The organism is Pseudomonas sp. AC247 (genome assembly GCF_979258015.1).
Genome location: NZ_OZ409829.1, coordinates 1,441,794 through 1,461,491, shown reverse-complemented (window position 1 = coordinate 1,461,491; position 19,698 = coordinate 1,441,794). Strand labels below are relative to the sequence as shown.

9 protein-coding genes are annotated in these 19,698 nt (G+C 52.7%); 6 read left to right on the top strand and 3 right to left on the bottom strand.

From position 1 onward, the window contains the following. Positions 1 to 99: 99 nt before the first annotated feature. Positions 100 to 1,326: a hypothetical protein gene (locus ACZZ0B_RS06845; protein WP_463544680.1), complete on the bottom strand. Its 1,227-nt coding sequence runs from the start codon at positions 1,324 to 1,326 to the stop codon at positions 100 to 102. A 177-nt stretch (positions 1,327 to 1,503) separates the two neighbouring features. Then, on the bottom strand, positions 1,504 to 2,397 hold the full coding sequence (locus ACZZ0B_RS06840; protein ID WP_463544679.1) for a WYL domain-containing protein: 894 nt from the start codon (positions 2,395 to 2,397) through the stop codon (positions 1,504 to 1,506). Positions 2,398 to 2,530: 133 nt separating this feature from the next. Here ACZZ0B_RS06840 and ACZZ0B_RS06835 point away from each other — a divergent pair, with 133 nt between their 5' ends. The 4 genes from ACZZ0B_RS06835 to ACZZ0B_RS06820 are packed head-to-tail and all read left to right on the top strand — an operon-like array spanning position 2,531 to position 10,996. Next, positions 2,531 to 3,919, top strand: coding sequence for a hypothetical protein (locus ACZZ0B_RS06835; RefSeq protein WP_463544678.1), 1,389 nt, complete (start codon positions 2,531 to 2,533; stop codon positions 3,917 to 3,919). Then, on the top strand, positions 3,916 to 4,695 hold the full coding sequence (locus ACZZ0B_RS06830; RefSeq protein ID WP_463544677.1) for a hypothetical protein: 780 nt from the start codon (positions 3,916 to 3,918) through the stop codon (positions 4,693 to 4,695). Before ACZZ0B_RS06835 ends, ACZZ0B_RS06830 begins: the two co-directional genes overlap by 4 nt. A gap of 13 nt (positions 4,696 to 4,708) precedes the next feature. Beyond that, positions 4,709 to 9,919 (top strand): coiled-coil domain-containing protein, encoded by a 5,211-nt coding sequence (locus ACZZ0B_RS06825; RefSeq protein WP_463544676.1) that lies wholly within the window; start codon positions 4,709 to 4,711, stop codon positions 9,917 to 9,919. A 3-nt stretch (positions 9,920 to 9,922) separates the two neighbouring features. Beyond that, positions 9,923 to 10,996, top strand: a complete 1,074-nt coding sequence (locus ACZZ0B_RS06820; RefSeq protein WP_463544675.1) for a Wadjet anti-phage system protein JetD domain-containing protein — start codon at positions 9,923 to 9,925, stop codon at positions 10,994 to 10,996. A gap of 60 nt (positions 10,997 to 11,056) precedes the next feature. Here the strand turns inward: ACZZ0B_RS06820 and ACZZ0B_RS06815 are convergent, their stop codons facing one another. Further along, the gene (locus ACZZ0B_RS06815) at positions 11,057 to 11,761 is read right to left on the bottom strand and encodes a hypothetical protein (RefSeq protein WP_463544674.1); all 705 of its coding nucleotides are present in this window, start codon (positions 11,759 to 11,761) and stop codon (positions 11,057 to 11,059) included. A 562-nt stretch (positions 11,762 to 12,323) separates the two neighbouring features. Between ACZZ0B_RS06815 and ACZZ0B_RS06810 the strand changes: the two genes are divergently transcribed. Continuing rightward, the gene (locus ACZZ0B_RS06810; RefSeq protein WP_463544673.1) at positions 12,324 to 18,572 is read left to right on the top strand and encodes an NACHT domain-containing protein; all 6,249 of its coding nucleotides are present in this window, start codon (positions 12,324 to 12,326) and stop codon (positions 18,570 to 18,572) included. Then, the gene (locus ACZZ0B_RS06805) at positions 18,550 to 19,254 is read left to right on the top strand and encodes a hypothetical protein (protein ID WP_463544672.1); all 705 of its coding nucleotides are present in this window, start codon (positions 18,550 to 18,552) and stop codon (positions 19,252 to 19,254) included. Before ACZZ0B_RS06810 ends, ACZZ0B_RS06805 begins: the two co-directional genes overlap by 23 nt. The last annotated feature ends 444 nt before the right edge of the window (positions 19,255 to 19,698 follow it).

Below are 19,698 nucleotides of genomic sequence, written 5' to 3'. Positions count from 1 at the left end.
GCGCCCAACCAACCGCCAGGGGCGAATGTAGACAGGCGTTCATTGAATGCGATTTGCAATCAATGAACGGGTCGATAAGGACACCCGATTCCTTTTTAACTAGTGACAACTACAGCTAGCCTGCCCGGCTGGAGCTAGCCAAGCCAACGTACCGGAATAGAACTCCATCGCCACACTATGTGAATAGGGCGCAGTCCCAGGCCGACACAACGTACAAAACCGTTTCTCCTGCATATTGATGTAGTCATTGCAAGGTCGCTTGCGAAACCTTCCATCGCTGCGCACCCAGGTGACACCCACGGAGGCCAAGCTGTTCACGATTGTATAGACGTTGGCATTCGCTTCTGAGCCGTGATGAGGAACGGTGGCGATAGCACTCGAAAAGTTGAAACTGGAAAGTCCAGCAATCCCCTTAAGGTTTGAATCGGCGTTGAACAGCACACCGGGGGCTGCGCTATCAGCTGGAGAATAGAACACCAGACTTTCTCGATTTGATTTGGAAAGGCACAACTCAGTGAATGTGCTGTTGCTGCTGCGTGCAGCCACTACTTCGCGCGCGTTAACAGGGATCAAATCTTTTCGCCCTCCGCCGGGCGAGTTAGGTGAAAACTCGAACCAACGCACGGGGATACTCCTTTGCAGGGCAAGTATCAACAGCTCCGCGATGTTGCGAAGATCCTCCAGCGCTTCGAGGTACAAAGCCAAGACTGGTACGCTAGGAGAAGTGCCAAAATGAAGCATGCTCGCGACAGAAGCACGGTATCTGCCGTACCTGCCACAGGCAAATCTCATTCTGTGCAACGATCTCAGCCACGTGTATCGAGTTCTGCTATCCGACAGGCCCTCCCGTTCCTCCGGGAACCATCTGATATCGTTTTCCGAAGGCTCCATTTGTTCGGTATGTCTTGGCCTCTCCTCTTGACGATTTAGTAACAACTTACCGTTGACCATACTATCCAGAGGGGCATCCGCATCCTCGTCGAAAGCTGTATAGGATTCACAAAAGCGTTCGATGTCCGCCATCAACTCCCGATGCATAAGCGACGGAGAATGCAAAACGCCTGAGATCAATGTTAGCCACTGCGCGGGTAACCACAGTTCGTCGCAATGCAGCGTGGAGTCTAAATATCCCAGCAACCCTCGAATATGGTCAGCATCATTGTGCGTACACACGATCACATTCACACTTTTACGATCGACGGTGGACATGAACAAATCAGCAAAGCAACGACGTCCTTTTCCACCATCTACTAGAACTGAGAAATTTTCGCGCTCCAGATAAAAAGCATCTCCCTGTCCCACTGGAATCGCTACAAACCTTGCCATTACTTATCCTTATGTTGCGTTGCCGTCCGTTGATGACATCTTCTGCATTTGGGTTGTAAGCAACCTTGAATGGCTCGTAGCACCTCATCAAAGCGGCCCCTACCTCTCTCCGCTGTAGAGTGGTCTATTGCACCATCTCATTCAAGATTTCCCGATCCTTAAAAGCGCTGGTCTTTTCTAGTGAAAACCAGCGTATTGACGAAGACCTGGATCACTTAGCTCAAGTAACTGTCGCGGCGGCGAACGCTCCTCATCAAGGCCTAGGTTCACCAATGCGTACCAGAGAAGCGCACGTCGACAATCGAATCTAGCGCTACCGTTAGACATTCCGAAGTCTGCGGCAACCAGCTCAGCTTGAGCCCGATTCAGTTGGTGGTGAGGACGAATTTCAACCTCAACAAATTCATGCCACTGCACATCGGTAATGGGATCGACTGTCCGCGGAGCTGTCTCATCGGCTATCTCCATTCGTCCTAAAACAAAATCTCTGAATCCGCTCCTCTCTCGGCAGTAAGCCCTGACATGCCATCGGCGACCATCTGATACCAAGCAATGCGGTTCAATCCATCGCCAATGTCCGGCAGGAGTTTCCATCGAGCGGTAGAACACCTTTAGGGCAAAACCTGTTTGAGCTGCAGCGATGACATTACGTGCAACTCCAGGATCCGCTGCCCGATTTGGGGATGGTACTAACTCAAACGGTGGTCGCGGCCCTGGCAATCCATCCTCCAGTACGCTGTGCGCAAAAAGCCCCTGGAGAGCGGGAGCCCCAAAAATCGGTAGGAAGCGCTTGCCTGCACGGTAGACCTTGTTGCTACGGTCATAGACAGCATTGCGAGGAGCTAAACGCCGGTACTCCGCCAAGTCTTCTGAAGCCACGGAGCGATGGATTGAATAGTGGTCTATCAGGTCGGATCGATTAATCCTCCCCGACCAGAAAAGGCGCGCTTCGATGAACCGTAAACGCTGCTGCGAAAACCAATTGCCACGAGATCGCTCCGCCAGATGCACAGCGACCTCTCGCCGCCGCATCGGCGTCTTAATCGTAAAAAGAGAAGAATCCACACTCACTGGTCACCTCCTAATGAAGGCTTACCTTAACAATATAGGTCGTTTTAGGCGACTGACCTTGAACTCCTGCAAGTCGGTGCTTTACTGAAAATCAGTCGGTTAAAACGACTGACAAAAAATCGGGGTATCACCGATGGATGCGATAGAGCTGCCTGCTGACGTGCTGATAACCGCCCTCACCTCTCGATTGACGGATCTCCAGTGCGCACGCGTCGAATCGGACTCTTTGCATATCTCCGCGCCTCATCCTCAAGACGGCGCTGATCGCCGCGCGCTAGTGGCGGGCCAGTTGCTTGGTCAGCTGGAGCGGCGTCTGATTGATGGCAGCAACGAATTCGTTCCTGTTCATGTGTTGTCAGAACACATGCGAGAAACACTGAGGGACCTGAACACAGAGGAGGTACGTTTTTGCGCTCGCTTTCTCGACAGGGATCGAGAAATCCGCTTTCGGACTGAGGAAAATACTGAAAGCCGTCAAACCCGCTCCTGGTCTCGCCTTGTTCGATACCAAGCTCGGTTGGACAGGGTTAAGCTCTCTGAAGCCGGAAGATTGTTCTTAAAGATATTGAAGCATCGGCGTGACTGGCTGTACGAAGACAAGCACATTGAAACGCTTTCCCGAGCGTTGCAGAGTGGGCTGTTTGACGAAATCCCACGTCTCAGCCAGGAAATACTTTCATCCCTGCGGCTTTTCAATGAGCAACTGACTCAGATCCGCGAAAGCCCATCCATTGAAGAAATGGCTGAGCAATACGAAAATCGTCGCCAACATTTCACAGAGATGCTCCAACAATCTCTAATCGCGGCACTGGCTGCACTGGAGCTCCTGCAAAGCCAACCGGTACAGAAGCGACTCGAACAGTTCCGCCAGGATCATCCTGATCAAGCAGTTTCTTTGGGCGCAATCCGGCGTCGATTGAAAGTCATTCACCAAGCAACGGAAAGCCTTAACCGTAATTGGGCAAACCTACTCGCAGATCTTCAACGAACTCGACGTCAACGATTGGGAGTACTGCGGTTTGACAACATCATCACTGAATTTCTTGATGCTCCGCCTTCGATAAACGCTATGGAAAGCTTGCTCGGCGGTTGCTGCGGCTGGGTTCGACGAAGCCATTTTGTCAGTGTTACACCCTTTATTGGGTCGGTTGAATCTGCAGAAGATGCTCCCGAACCTCAAGATGTGGTGTTCAATGATGATCCTAAACAAGCCCATCAAAGTGAAGCATTGGGTTCGTGGCTAAAGCAGCATGCCGTGCTAATCATAGAAGCCGTGCGCCAGGGCCCTGTTCGCCTTCGAGAGCTGCTTGCTAACCCGCAATTAGGCCCCCTTCCAATCGATACCCTCGAAGATCTCGTTGGCATACTGGGTTTATATGTCATCAGCGAACCACTCGAACGGACCATTGAGCTCGAGGTGACCTGTTTTCCAGGCCTGCACAAGCAGCAGATGGGCAATTACCAAATACTCGTCTCTGATTTGGCAATTCAGCTACGTAAGGCTCCCACGGAGGCATTATGACTGCTGAAGAAATCGGTCTGATATTCAATCAACTCGTTTCTCGTCGAGCACTCTACAGCTTTGCGCTCAGCGGACGTCGGCGTCTGCAAGAGGAGAAAGATGCCGTAGACATCTTGGAGCACCAGTATGGTCGCACATCTGACCTCGAAGATTTCCTGCGAACTCAAGGTCTTCGAATGCAGGTGTTGGACGCCTCTGCCCTCGGTCTTGCAAACGCCGGCCGAATCTACGTCGCTGTTCGTGATCCGCTGCAACGAGCGCCTGAGCATCTGGAAACAAGCGCCTTGCTGATGGAGCTTATCGATGAGCGGAGATCGGAAACTTCAAATGCTGCTGCTGTCTGGGCTACCTTCTTTTTGCTCACGCTCTTCTACTTCCTGTACACGATCGATAACCGACCTATCGAAGCGATTAGTGCTTTTAAGGATAGCTCCGTAGATCTTGAGCAACTGCTAGAGGAAGTACAGCGACGTGTCGAGCAGCTCCGTGTGAGGGCGGAGCCCGCAACTGAACCACATCAAAAATTTGTCCACGACGTATTGACCAACCTCAGCGATGGCGCCCTAGAAAATCGCACGAAAGTATTCTTCAACAGCATGCTCAACCTGGGAGTACTCGAACCAATCCCAGGCGTGGAAGGTTATCGGCAAACCCTCTGGTCTGCAGTCGATGTCGCGACAAACTTCCAACGACACGCTGGTAGCCTCGGCGTTGCAGGGCTAGAGGCTGTGCTGTCGGTCGTAACTCCAGAAACCGAAGTTTCTCCAGCTCAATAGCGGGAGCGGCAAAATGTCAGTCATCAATCGCATCGAGATCAGTAACTATCTCAATCTGGACAACCGGCGTCCTTCCGAACAGCAGTGGACCCCTCATTGGCGCCACGTAGCGATAAACGCCCGAGGCCTGAGCACAGCCATTGTCGCAACCAACGGCGTCGGTAAATCCACAGCGAACAAAGCCATTTACGCCATCCTCACACGAGATCGAACTTTTGTTGCAGAGAGTCGTGAACGTGCAGCACCTAAACGGCGCGGCTTGTGGAGCCACGTGCGAATTGAGGTTCTATATCACGATGTCTCTGAATTCATACAACCAGGTTTGATTGGCGATGCCGTACGAGGCGAGGCATACGTGATCGGTTTCTACGGCTTTTCCGACGAGGAGCTGCATTTTTATCACTACCTGGGCCACCTTGAGCAATGCCCGGTCGTTGACATCAACGGGCACCTTAAAAGGATGATCTCCAATGCTGAATTTCTGACAACCCTTAAAGGGTGCGATGGCATCGCACTCAACCTGCCTGTTGCTGATTGGAAACGCTTTATCCATCGTAATTTTGATCCAAGCCTGATTCACCAGCTCCTGAACTATCAAAAAGCAGGAGGTGGGGACGGCGCAGAAAACTTTTTCAAGGTGCAACGCCGCAACGGTGAGGATTACGATTCTGCCTTTTTTTACACCCATATCGCTCCGGAAGTATTGGTCAACTGCATGGATGTTTTTGGCGAAGAGGGAGAATATCGCTTTGAAGACACCCTTCTTGAGAGCGCGCGCCCCGTTCTTGCTGCGCAGCGTAAAGCTGAGGATCGCGCTAAAGCGGTCAAAGACGCCCGCCTCGTCTTTGAGGGCCTTGAGGGTGTGAAGGAAAAAGCGGATGCCTATCTGACGACAGAAGGTGATATCTCGCGAACAATTGCAGCCTCGTTCAGCGAAGCCGCTTTTATTCGGGAGATCGTTGAAAAAAATCCAATCCTTGGTATCCCACAACCACTGCGCACGCAGAATCTTGAAGTAGCATTCATCGCAAATCGATTAGTCTGCGCAGATGGCACTTGGCTGATTCCGGACAACGTCATCGCAGAAATTCTTGCCAGCGAAGCCAGGGTAATCAATCAAGAAGCGAGTGAAAAAAAGCTTTCATCAATAACTCTCAAACCGCATCAAATAATTGAGAAACCTGCCTGCAATGCTTCGTCGGAGCGATCGCAATCCGGAGGGTTGTCGAACCGCGGCTACAGTCGGGAAGCGGCGCTAGCGTTGATCGAACACCGAAAATGCTTCGCCGATAATTGGGACACCGATAAAGCTAAGCGAGCCATCAACTGTGCCTTTGATTGGCAAACAACGACTGGCGAAACCAATCCGTTACGCAGCGCCGCAAATCGCCTGGTGCAGGACCAATTGCAACTAAAAACAAGCATTGAAGATACGAGAAAAAGGAAATCCGAGTGCGTCGATGAGCATCAGCAATTGCAGGAGCAACTGCAAAATTTACAGGCCGCAGAGACTGCACTCTCGACCATGCGCCAAAGCGGCCTTTTTTCCGCAGACGAGCTGGCGGCACCATTAGCAACTCAATCGATAGTGTTTGACCAGCAAACCCATGCACTAGATGCGCGAGAGGCTCATCAACTGCACCACGCTCAATTGAAAGAATATCGCGATGCCCATCACGACATCGGACAGGAATTTCCCAACCGTGTGGCGGACGATGTCCGTAACGAACTGATTCTACTGAATGACCAAGCTTCTTCAGCGCTCCAACAAGCGAGGGCTGATCAGGCTACGTCGACCAAGGAATACTCAGAGACTCAAACCTTAAGCGAGGCTGCCCAGCTAACGCTCTCAACCGCGAAGTCGAATTACACCCAAGTCACCACCCTACTCCCGAAAGTTAAGCTCTTTGAGGCTGCCTTCCCGGGTGAGTCCGCTGCTGGCCTTAAGGTATTCGTCCAGGAACAGCTTTCCTCTGCCGAACGTAGGCATGCAGAGTTGAAAACAACGATTGAACAGCTCGAACTCGAAGATCAGGGAATTGCAGACCTACTTGGAGATGTCGAGCACTATCACTCGCGCTTCAACTATGAAGATCCCTACGCAGTTGCAAAAAGCGTTGGGCGCGATCTTGAGGCGGGCCATGCGTCGGAGAAAGATGCCGTTAGACGTCAGGAAGAGACACAGATCAAGCTGGCAAAACTGAGCGATGGTTTCCAGGCCCTTAAAACTGTTCATCATCGTTTTGGTGTGAATTCGAACGTCCTAGATCTGGAACGTACGCTCAATGATGAGTTCGCTCTGCGAACTGGAGAAAAGAATATCCTTTCAGCCGAGATTGAGGTCTTAGATCCACTCGTTCACGCCGCAGAGGCATATAAGGTGCGCTTCGGCAAGCTGGAAAATGCCATCTCCACGGCGGCATCACGGGCAAAGCGCTTACCTCAATGCGGTCGAACACGTGACTATAAGACGGCGAAGCTGGAAGACCTTCAACGACAACGCGCCGAACTTGAGAAGGCCCGAGCAGCCGCTGGCAGCATTGCCCAAGAAGTCTTGAATTGTGTCGGTGAGACCCTACCTCGAGTACATCAGATTATTGAAGACTTAGAGATTTCTCCAAAGCGGCGTGAGCCAATCCTCGTACACTTTTCTCAAGTCTTGCACGCTCCAGTCGTCAGCGACACTGAAGCCGCACAAACGGCCTTGAGAGCACTTGATGCTGCAGGGTTGGAGGCACCCATTTTTTTCAAATCAGAATTGATTCGATTTTGTCACCAGGGCGATCTGACCGAAAAAAATGGGTTGGCCTACTCTTTTATGATTGGAGCACCAACCCTACAGGTTCGGGCTCTTATCAACCCAGCCGAAATTGAAAACGTCAAAGCGAACCTGGACGGACAGATTGCTGTCCTCGTTCCCCAGGTCGAAGCGCTGGAAAACGAATACGCCGATCTTTCTCCAGAGTCTGAAACCAGCCGACTAATCCGGCTCGCTTGTACCGCTTCTGAACGACAGGCCCCTGCTACTCTGCGCACGGCTCGTGAAAGTTTAAAAAACGTTGAAATCCGACTCAGAGAACTGGAAGAGCAACGTAGCGAAAAGGTCATCCTTCTGATTCGCCGCGCGGCTGAGTTTCTATGTGAGGATGGTGAAAAAACGCTGGCTGCCACTGAAGAGAGCTTGACCGCCCTCGTGCAAGAGCTCGAGTTGTTAAGGGGAAAGCTACCGACTCTCGAACTGCGCGCATCCGCAGAGAGCTCTCAATGGATCGATGCCACATGTCGCTTTCTGGATAAAGGCGGTGCGACAAGACTGACATGGATCCGCAATAGTAAAGCGCAACATGAAACCGAGTTGAGCGATATAGCTAAACAGCTGCCGATCCTTCGCCAGCGTGTATCGCAGCTTCCAATTATCGAGGCCGCAGAGGAGTTTTTAACATTAGGCGGCTGGGAGTGGGCGGCCTCCATAGAAAAAGAAGTCGATCTCGCTGAGGATGCTTGTGACGAATGCAAGGTACTTCTGGAACAAAAGCAATCAATCTACAACGAGCTGAATTCTCGTGTCGTGCGGCTCCAGCAAAACGCATCAGCCGCCTCGTCGTACTTGTTGAGATGGGAAACCATCCTCATCAAAGCTCAGGAATACACCAATCAAGATGGTCCCGCGTTCGATGAGACCTACGAGCAAAAACTTGAAGGCCTTCACGTTGAAGTAAATTACGCGATCCAGAGGACACGATTTGACTTCAAGCATGCCCAGCAAGCAGTCGATGATGCTCGCGTACCCAACGGCCGCGCTTTGTTAATCGAGCGACGCGACTACCTTTTACGAGAGCTCACGGCTCTAGAGCAAAATATTACGGATGCACAAAATCTCTATGAGAGCCAATTGGCGCGACTGCAAGCGCTGCAGACTTCCGCGGCTAAAATCGATCAAGCCGTGATTGGTATCCTCAGGCAATGGAAGATGGTACGGGATCTTCTAGACATCATTTCTTCTGCCCAGGTATCAGGATCAGAGGTTGAGAGCATCTACTTGCAAAGCGCAAAAGCGCTACACCTCGATCTTGTTGAGCAGGTCAACATTGGAGATTTGGATGCGCAGGCAGAACTGTTCGATAGCCTGGCCAGCGATATCTCCAACTTCCCACTGAACGACCATCGCACGAAGCTCGCTAATTTGCGCCAGCAACTGGACCGACAATTTAGAGATCTAACACGTGAGCTTGATCGAGTCAGAAAAAATCATGAAAACCAACTATCGGTCACTGAGCGGGAAGCCCTAACTTCTGACCGCACCCCACAAGCCATGCTTAAGGATGCCAACCAACTCTATCGTCACTTCGAAAATTATCTCCTGAATATGGAGCGGCTACATGGACAAAGCGAAGTGGATCTACAGGACGCGCGTGAGCGCTTGGTTGCTTCGATCTCAGGCTTTACAGATAGTTTGGGCGAAAATTTCAAGCTACTGAAGACGGTTCTGGATCGGCGTGATACCGGCGGAGTCGCTGGACTGCACATCGCCGGCGAATTGATTGATCGCAACGCAGTGCGTGAAGAAATTGATGCGGTTGTTCGGGAGCTTGATCGTCAGCAGCGCCGACGAGACGAGGACAAAGCGGCGGGGAAAACAACGAGCAGTGAAGCTGAGTTTGAAGAAACCTTGAAGCAAGAAATTCGGGCAACATTCTACCGGACTGTGTTTCGCGCACCTAAAGACAGCGATGCTACAGGACCAACAGTTACGTTCCAGCATCCGGAAATCGCGAGCGGACGGCCAGTACGCTTAACCCCAAAGCTTTCTACGGGCCAAGGCAACGCGCTGGCTCTGCTGATCCTAACCAAACTTGCCGACTTTACCCTGCATCGGGATGCATTGGCGGACGCCGGCAGTATAGACACTCGTCGTCGCATCAAACCGTCTGCCACTCGTGTCGTGATGATCGATGGCCTGTTTTCCAACCTAAGTGACAAGAAGATGATCAGACATTCGCTGTCGGTCATCCGAACACTCAAAGGCTCGTTCCAATTGATCGGTTGGATTCATAACGAGCTGTATGAAAATGATCCGAACCTGTTCCCCTCCTATTGCGCCCTACGTCGGGTAGGTGGAGAGCGAGGGTTTGTGCTCGTGGACAATTCCGTGTCCCAGGAAGATATATTCCATGAGGGTGAGATCAAATCGATCGAGCTTCATGTGGACCAACTGCGAGAATAGCCGGTGGACATAACTGAGCAGGTGGAAATTGTCCTTCGGCGACTAACAGCAGGAGGAAAAAAACTTCGTCCAGTTGGCCTCATTGGAAGGCTTTCCAAGCTTTCGGGCATTCCCCAACTAGATGTTCAGATGGCTCTAGGGGAATTGGTACGGGCAGGCAGCCTCAGCGGCATATCCAAGTCAGGTCAACCTTTAAGACTGGTCGGTTGGATCGGCACGGCTCTACCGCTCAGTCAAACCGAGATATTGTTAACGGAGGCAATCTCAAATTTTAATGATGAGTCGTCTAAAGCGACCCTTAAGCCACTGCTCAAATCTGCCGGGCTATTCACAGGACTTTCACTGGCTGACATCACCTTCGTCCTCCAAGGCATGCTGCAGTGCAAAGAGTCGATCAACTGTGACCCGATTTTCGCCTCGGCAACTAACATCCTGGGCTCTGCAAAGGCGCTAAATAATCTGCGAGGGGCTGCACGCAACATCGGGATTGAATGGCCCATTGACGCGTACAGCGAGCTGTACGCCCTTACTGCCGGCCCGGCACAACCGACTGCGGTTGTCCTGATAGAGAACATTAGGAGCTTCACCGCTTTCGCGCGATCACGTCACGCTAAATACGCCGTTGGTGTTGCGACATTTGGCTATGGATTGACGATGGAAAATTTCGGTAATCGCCTTGCAACTGGCCAGATTGTTGCCTGCCGTGCTTACGGAGACACCGTCAATTTGTACGATGTAATCAGCCATCTACCTTCCTTCTTTTGGGGTGATCTGGATCGCGAGGGCGTGCGTATTTTTGAGTCTTTGCGCCGACAGATTCCAGATTTAGCACTGAGCGCAGCTTACGCTTCCATGGATAATCGCCTTACGAATCCCCAGCTTTGCCATCCCTATCACGCGTTATTTGAAAAAGATGGGCAACGTGTCATATGCGGAGCGACGCCTGAAGCGACATACCTCGCAAGGAGGTGTGCTGACCGTGCAGTGGATCAAGAGGCACTGGGATCAGAACTCGATGAGGTGGAGGTCGCTGCTCCATTTCGACTGCTTCAGGAAGAATTACCAGTGATTAACTGATCATGGGTCTTCGATGGCCACCAATTTTCGTTGTTCGTTGAGGAATGTTTGCGCAGGTGCTCAAGGCTGTTCACGCCAGAATTGAGCGCTGTAGTTGTTGAGTCCTCGACTGTAGGGATCGGTTGTCGCTTGAAACGTCAGCGGAATAGTGTTTCCGTCACCACCCAACCTGAAATACTCTTTGACCGAATGAAGCGCCAGCTCCATCAGGTGCACCCATGTGCGAGACAGCTTGTCCAGTCGATCTCGCTGTAGTTTGGCAGCGCTGGGTTTTCGCTTGGTAGCAGGCATGGTGTAGTCGGGTCGTGAGTCGACTTCGTGAAAAAAGGTAATACTGCCCTCCAACCAATCATCCTCAATTATTCGACGCCAGCGATAGCCCACTCGCACAGACAGTCGCTCACTGAAACTGTAGGGGTGGACGAGTTGGTCATCAACGTAGAAGAGCTGCCCTTCCTTCTCTTCCGTTTCCATCCGGCGCTTCATCTGTTGGACCGCATGTGCCAGATCACTGCCAGCGCTTCGGACATCATCCTCTGTCTTATTTCGTTTTTGAGCAGTCTTGGCGTTGCCGTGCTCCTTCAGCGCCTGTTCGAATGCTCGAAGCCGCGACGCAACGTACGGCCCACAATTCGCAAGGCGAAGGTGTTGAAGAGCGCGCGGTGTCTCTTCATACGCGGCCTGCTCAATGAGTTTGTCCAGCACATCAACATCGACCGCGCTCAGAGCATCCTGCTCGTGGCGCGGAATATTGATCTCGCCCATACCTTCTTCCTACATTTTGGTAAGCAAAAACTCATCATACCGGAGGACGAAGCAGGCCCTCGGTCATCCTCGAACGGAATTTCTCATTTCATGTTTATTGTGAAAGCTCGCATGAAACGGTAGTTGGAAAGGTCGTCGATCAAGACAATGCTGAATGCCTCCATTTCCTTTGCCCCTTGCTCACGTCTTCAGCCCCTATCGCCACTGATTACCGAGCATCTGGGGCTGTGCTAATCCCCAGCAAAAAGAGAAATACATCGGGGTGTGTATATCTTTTTTTACACTGTTAACCGCTATGGTTAACAGTGTAAAAATTAGGTTTACAAGGTGGTGAAATTACCGCGATTTCGCAGAGAGGGGATCGCCCTTTCTGATGGAAAACCACCGATGTCAGCCTTCGGCTTCGGAACCTTCACTACCTCCCGAAATCGATGAAACTTGACGCTCTGACCAATCGATACACTGCTATACGAACCTTCCGGTTAAGACGGCAATCTGTGGCACCCTATTGGATGCCCGGTTGCGGTAAGCTTCGCGCTATACAAGGGTAGTGAGAAGTAAAATGGCAGACAAGGATTTGGTTCGACCAAGCCGCGATGGAGATCAATTCCACTATCACTGGGCAGCAAGGCAGTGCCTGGCCTTGTTGCCGGGCTCGAGCGATCTAAAAGCGGTCACTGTCGAAGGTCCGTCTGCTGATGAAGGCGAAGAGGAGATTGAGCAAGGCATCGACCTCATCGACGTTGGGCTCTATTACGGCTCGGAAGCGCTAATGGAAGCCCGATGTGTTCGCTACATCCAGCTCAAGCACTCAACGCGGCAAATTGTGGAACCATGGCAGGCTGGTGGTTTGAGCAAGACTCTGCGTGGATTTACCAAGCGGTATAAAAAACTTCTTGAGCAATTTTCCGTTGCTGAAATGAAACAAAAATTTCGCTTCGAGTTCACCACCAACCGGCCCATCGACCCTAGACTGAAAGAAGCACTCCAAGACTTGGCCAAAGGCGCCAGGGCGCGCCATTCCTCCATTGAAAAGACGCTGTTGGGGTATTCAGAACTTTCCGGCACGCAGAACAGCGACTTCTTCAGTTTATTTTCATTTGATGGGGAAGAACCAAGCCTGTGGACACAGCGAAATCTGTTATCCCAAGATATCGCCAGGTATCTTGCGGACGCCGATTACGATGCTCCAGTTCTGTTGAAGGAGCTCGTCACGCGCAAGGCTGGCAGTGAATTTACAAAAGACCCTGCAATCCGGCGACATGATGTGCTTCGGGCGCTAAAAGTGAGCGAGCTGGTACTCCTACCGGCACCCTGCCAAATTATTCGCCCGGAGAATGTCTTCGCGCGAGAGCAGGAAAACAAGATTCTCGAGCTCATCCTGCATTCCGCACACCCGGTGATCGTTCATGCAGATGGCGGCGTGGGAAAGTCGATCTTGGCTCAGCGGCTAGCTACTTCAATGCCTCATGGCTCGGAGTCAGTGTTGTACGACTGCTTCGGCGATGGGCTATACCGCAATGCGCTGCACTATAGACATCGTCATCGTGACGCCTTGGTGCAGATTTCAAACGAGCTTGCGTCGCGAGGACTTTGCCATCCGCTTATTCCCTCCCCCCTTGCTGACTCCAAGCAGTACATGCAGGCATTTTGTAGCCGACTGGCCCAGGCGATCGGAATATTGCGAGCTGAAAAAGCAGGCGCAAGTCTCTGCCTGATCATAGACGCTGCCGACAACGCGGATATGGCTGCCGAGGAGCTCAACGATCAGGCCTTTGTCAAAGATCTGATACGAACGTCGATGCCCGATGGAGTACGTCTGGTTTTTACCTGCAGGAGTCATCGACGACATCGCCTGAACGCTCCGCTGGACAGCACAGAGGTCGAGCTCAAGCCTTTCAATGAGGCTGAGACCGAGCAGCTTTTACGAACTCGCTATCCTGAGGCGACCCATGCCGAAGTTGCCGAATTCGCATTTCTGAGCAGTTCAAATCCGCGAGTTCAATCTCTGGCACTTGAGCGACGGTTACCCATTCTGGAGATGCTCAAGCAGTTGGGGCCGGAGCCTACATCCGTGGAGCGTGCAATCGGGGATTTGCTGCAATGTGCAGTCGATAAGCTGAAAGATCAGGCCGGAGTCGAATCCGATCAGATCGACTTCATTTGCCAGGGTTTGGCAATCCTGCGCCCTCTCGTGCCGGTAGGAGTACTCGCAAAGATTTCCGGCACTTCGGAAAGCGCCGTGCGATCGTTCGCGCTTGACCTTGGAAGACCACTTTTCGTGAAAGGCGAAAGCCTCCATTTTCTCGACGAGCCTGCAGAAACCTGGTTTCACGAAACGTTCAAACCGGATGCAGACGGTTTGAACCAGTTCCTCAATCGCTTGCGTCCGCTTGCCAGTGAAAGCTCCTACGTCGCATCGACTCTTCCCCAGATCCTCCTGGCCGCAGGACGGATGGATGAGCTAATCGATCTAGCGCTTTCCGGAGAAGGATTGCCCGAAGCTAAACCCCTCGAACGCCGTGATGTCGAGCTACAGCGATTGACGTTCGCTCTCAAGGCCTGCCTTGAACAGGGACACCACCTGCCCGCAGCGAAACTCGCGCTAAAGGCTGCGGGAGAAAACGCAGGAGAGGCACGGCAGACGAAGCTGATTCAAGAAAACACAGATATCGCTGCCCGCTTAATGCCACCAGATCGAGTCAACGAGCTTGTTTCGAGACGAATCTTCGAGTCCACTTGGATGGGGTCGCATCATGCCTATGATGCGTGCCTGTTGTCTGGAATCAAGGAGTTCACCGCCGAGGCCTCGAGCCGGCTGCGGATGGCGATGGACTGGTTATATGCGTGGGCAAGAAGCGCCCCTGATGACGGTCCACGCGAACGCGTCACAAACGCCGATAGAGCCGAAATTGCATTAGCGACGCTTCGACTCCAAGGCCCCGAAGCCGCCGCGCAATTTTTGAGACGCTGGAAGTTCCGGCACTTCGCGATGATGAGCGGCAAGTCTATTGCTCAGAGACTAATAGATCTGTGCGAGTACTCGGATCTTGACGCCTTGGCGTATGCCGCAGGAAATGATGTGTGGCTTCTTCTCGGCCTCGCCAGTGAAGTCGCACATGCCGGCGTAAACTTTCCTGCCCCGCCGTTGGCACGGCTCATCCGCCTCCTGGCCGATCGACGTGTAAAATTGCCAGAGTCCTCGGGCTGGGACGAGCGATGGGAGGTGCTATATGCGGTGCAATCGGCGCTTTCACTTGCAATGCGAACCCTTCCGATTGATCGTGAAACTTGGATAGCGATTATTCAGCGCTATCTCCCTCCATCGCCTCCTACTCTATTATCCGATTCATACGGATCTGAACGTGCTCCGATGATCCGCGCTTACGCGCTCGAAGCTGAGCTGCGCGGGTGTGAGCTAACGCTGCTCGAGTTAGCTCCTACCGAGGTGCGCCAACAGCTCGCTAAAACTAAGTCCTACGGACAAAGCCGTGAAACAGAGGTATTCAAGCGTGACGTTGGCGGACTGCTTCCATGGATAACACTTTCAGTGAAAATCAGCTGTGGTCGATGCCCTTCTGATCTGGGAGCACACATTGCAGCAGCGATTCAAGCCACCAAAAATGCTGAATCACGCGACTATCAACGCCACTCGACGATTCGTCAGGCCGCGGCGATTGAATGGATTCGAATCCTGCGCGACTCACCGATCGTGAGTTCGCAACACCACTCGGCGTTACAGGACTGGATCAATAACCGAGAACTGCCGCTGTGGCCGGACACCCTGACAACCTTATGCCGTCTCGCTGCTCGAACCCAAGAGCTGACTCAACTCTCATTCGATTTTGCCTTCGCCGCCTACGAAGCTCTGGAGCAACTGCGTGATGACGCGGAAACACGAACAAATGCTTACGTGCGCCTGGCTCGTGCCATTCTGCCGTTAAGCCCATCGGAGGCGAATGCCTACTTCAGTCGAGCCGTCGAAATCGCAAGCAGAATCGGTGATGAGAATTTATCTCGCTGGACGGCAATGCTTGATCTGGCCCAGGCAGCTTCATCCACGGAGTCAAGGCCCGAGACAGCCTATCGCTTATCCAGGGTAGCCGAGTTGACTTACGAGTTTGTCGCTCGCGATAAGTACTTTGACTGGAACAGGACCGTAGAGGCGCTCGCCGACCTCTGCCCCTCATCAGTACTTGCTATTTTGAGCCGTTGGCGGGATCGGCGATTTGGCGATGAGGCTCGACTGCTACCGGTAGCCATCAACCACCTGGTGAGCCGAGGCCATCTTCCGACCATCACTCCGGTGGCGCTCGCTGGGATCGATGCTCACTGGAGTAGACTGAAAGACCTACAGACAACACTTGATGACCCGAAGTCGCCATTCGATGTCCGTACGGTTACGCAAATCGCCTATCGGTACCTTCGCACACAGTCTCATATGCCAGACGCTTGGCAGGCATTAATTCAGATTGGTCGCGACATTGATCTCGAATTACCGGATGCTCAGCGCTTGTGGGTGGACAGCCAGGGCGCACCGGCAGCTGATCATACAGAGATGGCTGCGGCTGAGAGCCCGCCACACCAGCCCATCGTCAGAAGCACACCAGATTGGCTGCACTTTTTCGACGGGACTGACATGGCAGATTCTTCAGCATTGAGGACTGCGTACGCCGATCTCAAGACATACGATACGCCGTATCAGTTCGACGAATTTTTCCGTGAGGGAATTCGTCATGTCGGGCTCGCCGGGATGCCCGGATTCATCCAGGCGGTCACGGCATGGGTCGAATTTGGCGTATTTGAATTACGCTATCTGCTCGATGCGATTCCAGATACAGCGTTACGAATGGTGTCTTCAAAAACAGCTTTGCGCGAAGCAGTGCGCTGCGTGTGTAAGCGTGAGCCTGAGCGCACGGGTCGCCACGGATGGGCAAGCTTACTGCCGTTTGAGCGGATCGTCGCGTCAGGGATAATCACCAATCGGGACATCGCACAGGCCACCGTAGAAGGCTTTGCGATGCATGCTGACAAGTTAAACGCTAGCGGGCTGTTTCAGCTGATTGAGCCGGTGGCTTCATTTCTGAACCCCATTGAGGCGGATGAAGCTTTGAATTACGGGCTCGATCTGCTTGAGGACGCCTTGTGCCCAGAAGATGGCGATGGGCCTTGGTCTGAAAAGCTACGTACGCCCGCAAACTGTGTCGACGCGCTTGCAGGTTATATCTGGGCAGGGCTGGGATCGCCAGTTGCAGCTATGCGGTGGGAGTTCGCCCATGTCGTGCGAGCATGTTCCGAACTGTCGTGGCTCGAGCTGTTGGATGCACTTGAGCGCTGCGCACTAGCGAGGACCGCTCCATCCTTCGTTGATCAGGGGCTGGAGTTCTACGAATGGCATGCTCAGCAGTGGATGCTGATCGGCCTGGTCCGGGGCGGGCGTGAGAGTCCCCAAAGCCTCATCCCATTCCTCTCCTTCCTCCATGTCTGCTTGAAAGAAGAGCATGTGCTGTTGCGTACTTTTTCTGCGCAGGCACTGCGTTTGGCACGGGATGCGGGCTTGATCGCAAAGGTGGTCGACCCCGATCTCGACTCTGTTAATACGCCCCACCTTCCGCCAAAGATTTACAGCGGCTGGGTTGAGCTCGATGCGGATGACGACAACCTGACTGACACTACTGTTGGAAATGACGAGCGCTACTATTTCGGTGTCGACATAGGCCCATACTGGCTCGCTCCTCTCGGCAAAGTATTTGGGGTCAGTGAGAACGCGATGGAAATCCATGCCCGCAAGGTCATCCACGACCGGTTCGGAGACCCTACAGGATGGTCAAGAGATGATGCGCGCTACACCCGAAAGATTTTTGTAGAGCGTGAAACCATGCACTCTCACGGCTGCATGCCTCAGACGGACGACCTTTGCGCATATCATGCGTATCACGCAATGATGATTATCGCATCCACTCTTTTGGAACAGCGAGCCATTCGGCACGAAAGCGACAAAACAAAAAATGAATTTGACCAGTGGCTGAGTGAGCATTTGCTCACCCGCTCGGATGGTGGCTGGCTTGCTGATCGTAGAGATCCGCCGCTTGTAACGCGACCGCCACCGAAGGAGAGTTATTCCGATAGCACTTGGTGCTGGCGAGTAACCCTTGATTATCTTGACCAGCACCTGCTCACCGACGACGGGCTGCGTGTATTTTGGGGGTCTTGGAGCACTGGGGACCAGAACAATAGAGAGATGGTATCCATCCGAAGCGCGCTAGTATCTCGAACGGGCGCCCATGCATTGATTGCAGCGCTTCAAACCGCACCGCAACTCGATACCTTTTCCCTGCCCTCTACCAATCACAATGAGCTGCAAACGATCGGCGATTTTTCCCTGAAAGGTTGGATCGCACACGACGGAAACTCACTCGGCCTGGACGAATACGATCCGTGGGCTGCGGAGATTGGTTATCCTGCAATTTCGCCCAGTGCCACAGCGATTGAAGATCTTGGGCTTCATGTGTCAGAGGATGGGCGGTGGTGGAGTTCCGAATCCGGCGGGCAACTGCGTGGTGAGTCCTGGACTCAGGCTGTAGGATATGGGCGCGAGGCAGAGCGTGTGAAAGGCGCGCGCCTGAGTGGTAATCTTGCATTCGTCCAGTCGTTGCTCGAAAGGTATCCGTTGGATTGCTTGGTGTTCAGCGTTTCGGTTAGACGAATCCCCCCTCGTAACCGCCAAAAAGGCGAAGAGTTCGAACCCTATCCAGCCCCCTATGTGCGTTACTACCTAATGGACCGCGATGCAATCAAGCACCCACTCTAAAGCAGTACTGGAACTAGGTAAGCGCTTGGTCGCGAAGCTTGGGCTTGCCGACGACCTCCTTGGCCAATGGATGGCGCATGACATCTCGGCCCGTATCGACGCGATCGAGATTAATCCCGTGCAAGCTACCTCAGCGATGCGCGATGAATGTGCAAAAGCCATCCTTACTCTCTGGGGGCACAGGAATACGTTACCCGCCCACCTGAGGCCGTTCCAGGAAATTGAGCCAATCACCAGAACACTGGCGGCGCTGGATGTCGAACGCGGGGATGACTATCGCTATTTTCGGCCTAATTTGAGAGAGGCAGCGCTGGATGCCGTTGATGAACCTACCCGTCACTGGCTGGAGCTAGCTTTCAGCCTCGATTACTCCGCGCGAGTGCTCATCCAACATGCCCTGCGGACCGCAGGTGCAGCGGCAGCGTCTCAAGCGCAGTCATGGGTGGAGGCTGCACTGAAGGCGGGTGTAGAAGCAGAACCTGATCGACAGACCATCGATTTTTTGATAGAGCGCTTGTACTCCGACGATGCTGACCGCGAAGAAAAAACGGAAATAGCTAGAAAGAAAAGCCTAAGCGACAAAATCGCCAAACTCGAAAAGTTTTCCATGCTGGCCAGCACCGTGGCTACCGAACTTCGTGAGCAGCTGGGCACCGGTCTCGATCCTCAAGACGAGCTATGAACCACTATAGTCGCTGGCGCTGCATGAAAATTCGCGTTCACATTGTCCGATGTGGGTCGTTCTCTGCCTGTCATGTCCGCGAAGTGTGCTAGTCAAATCCGATGCAAATGACTGGTCAGGCCGAATGCAAATGGGTGGGCAAGTCTATTCAATTACCCAACGAGGCTCATCTCTTGGTGAAAGCCTCCGATATTCCAAAATAGGTCGTTTAAGACGACTAGTTTTGCACTCGTGAATTTCGATGCATCAGTGATGATTAGTCGGTTAAAACGACTGATCAAAAATCAACGGCATTCAGTCAGACACTATAGAGCTAGCTATGGAGGAATCGAGAGGGGATGTTTGCGGTAAACCTGCGGACCAATGCTCAACACAGACCACTCAAATCGCCACGCAAGAGAGTTGCCCTAGACCTTGGGCAATTGGCTATGCCTGAAAAATCAA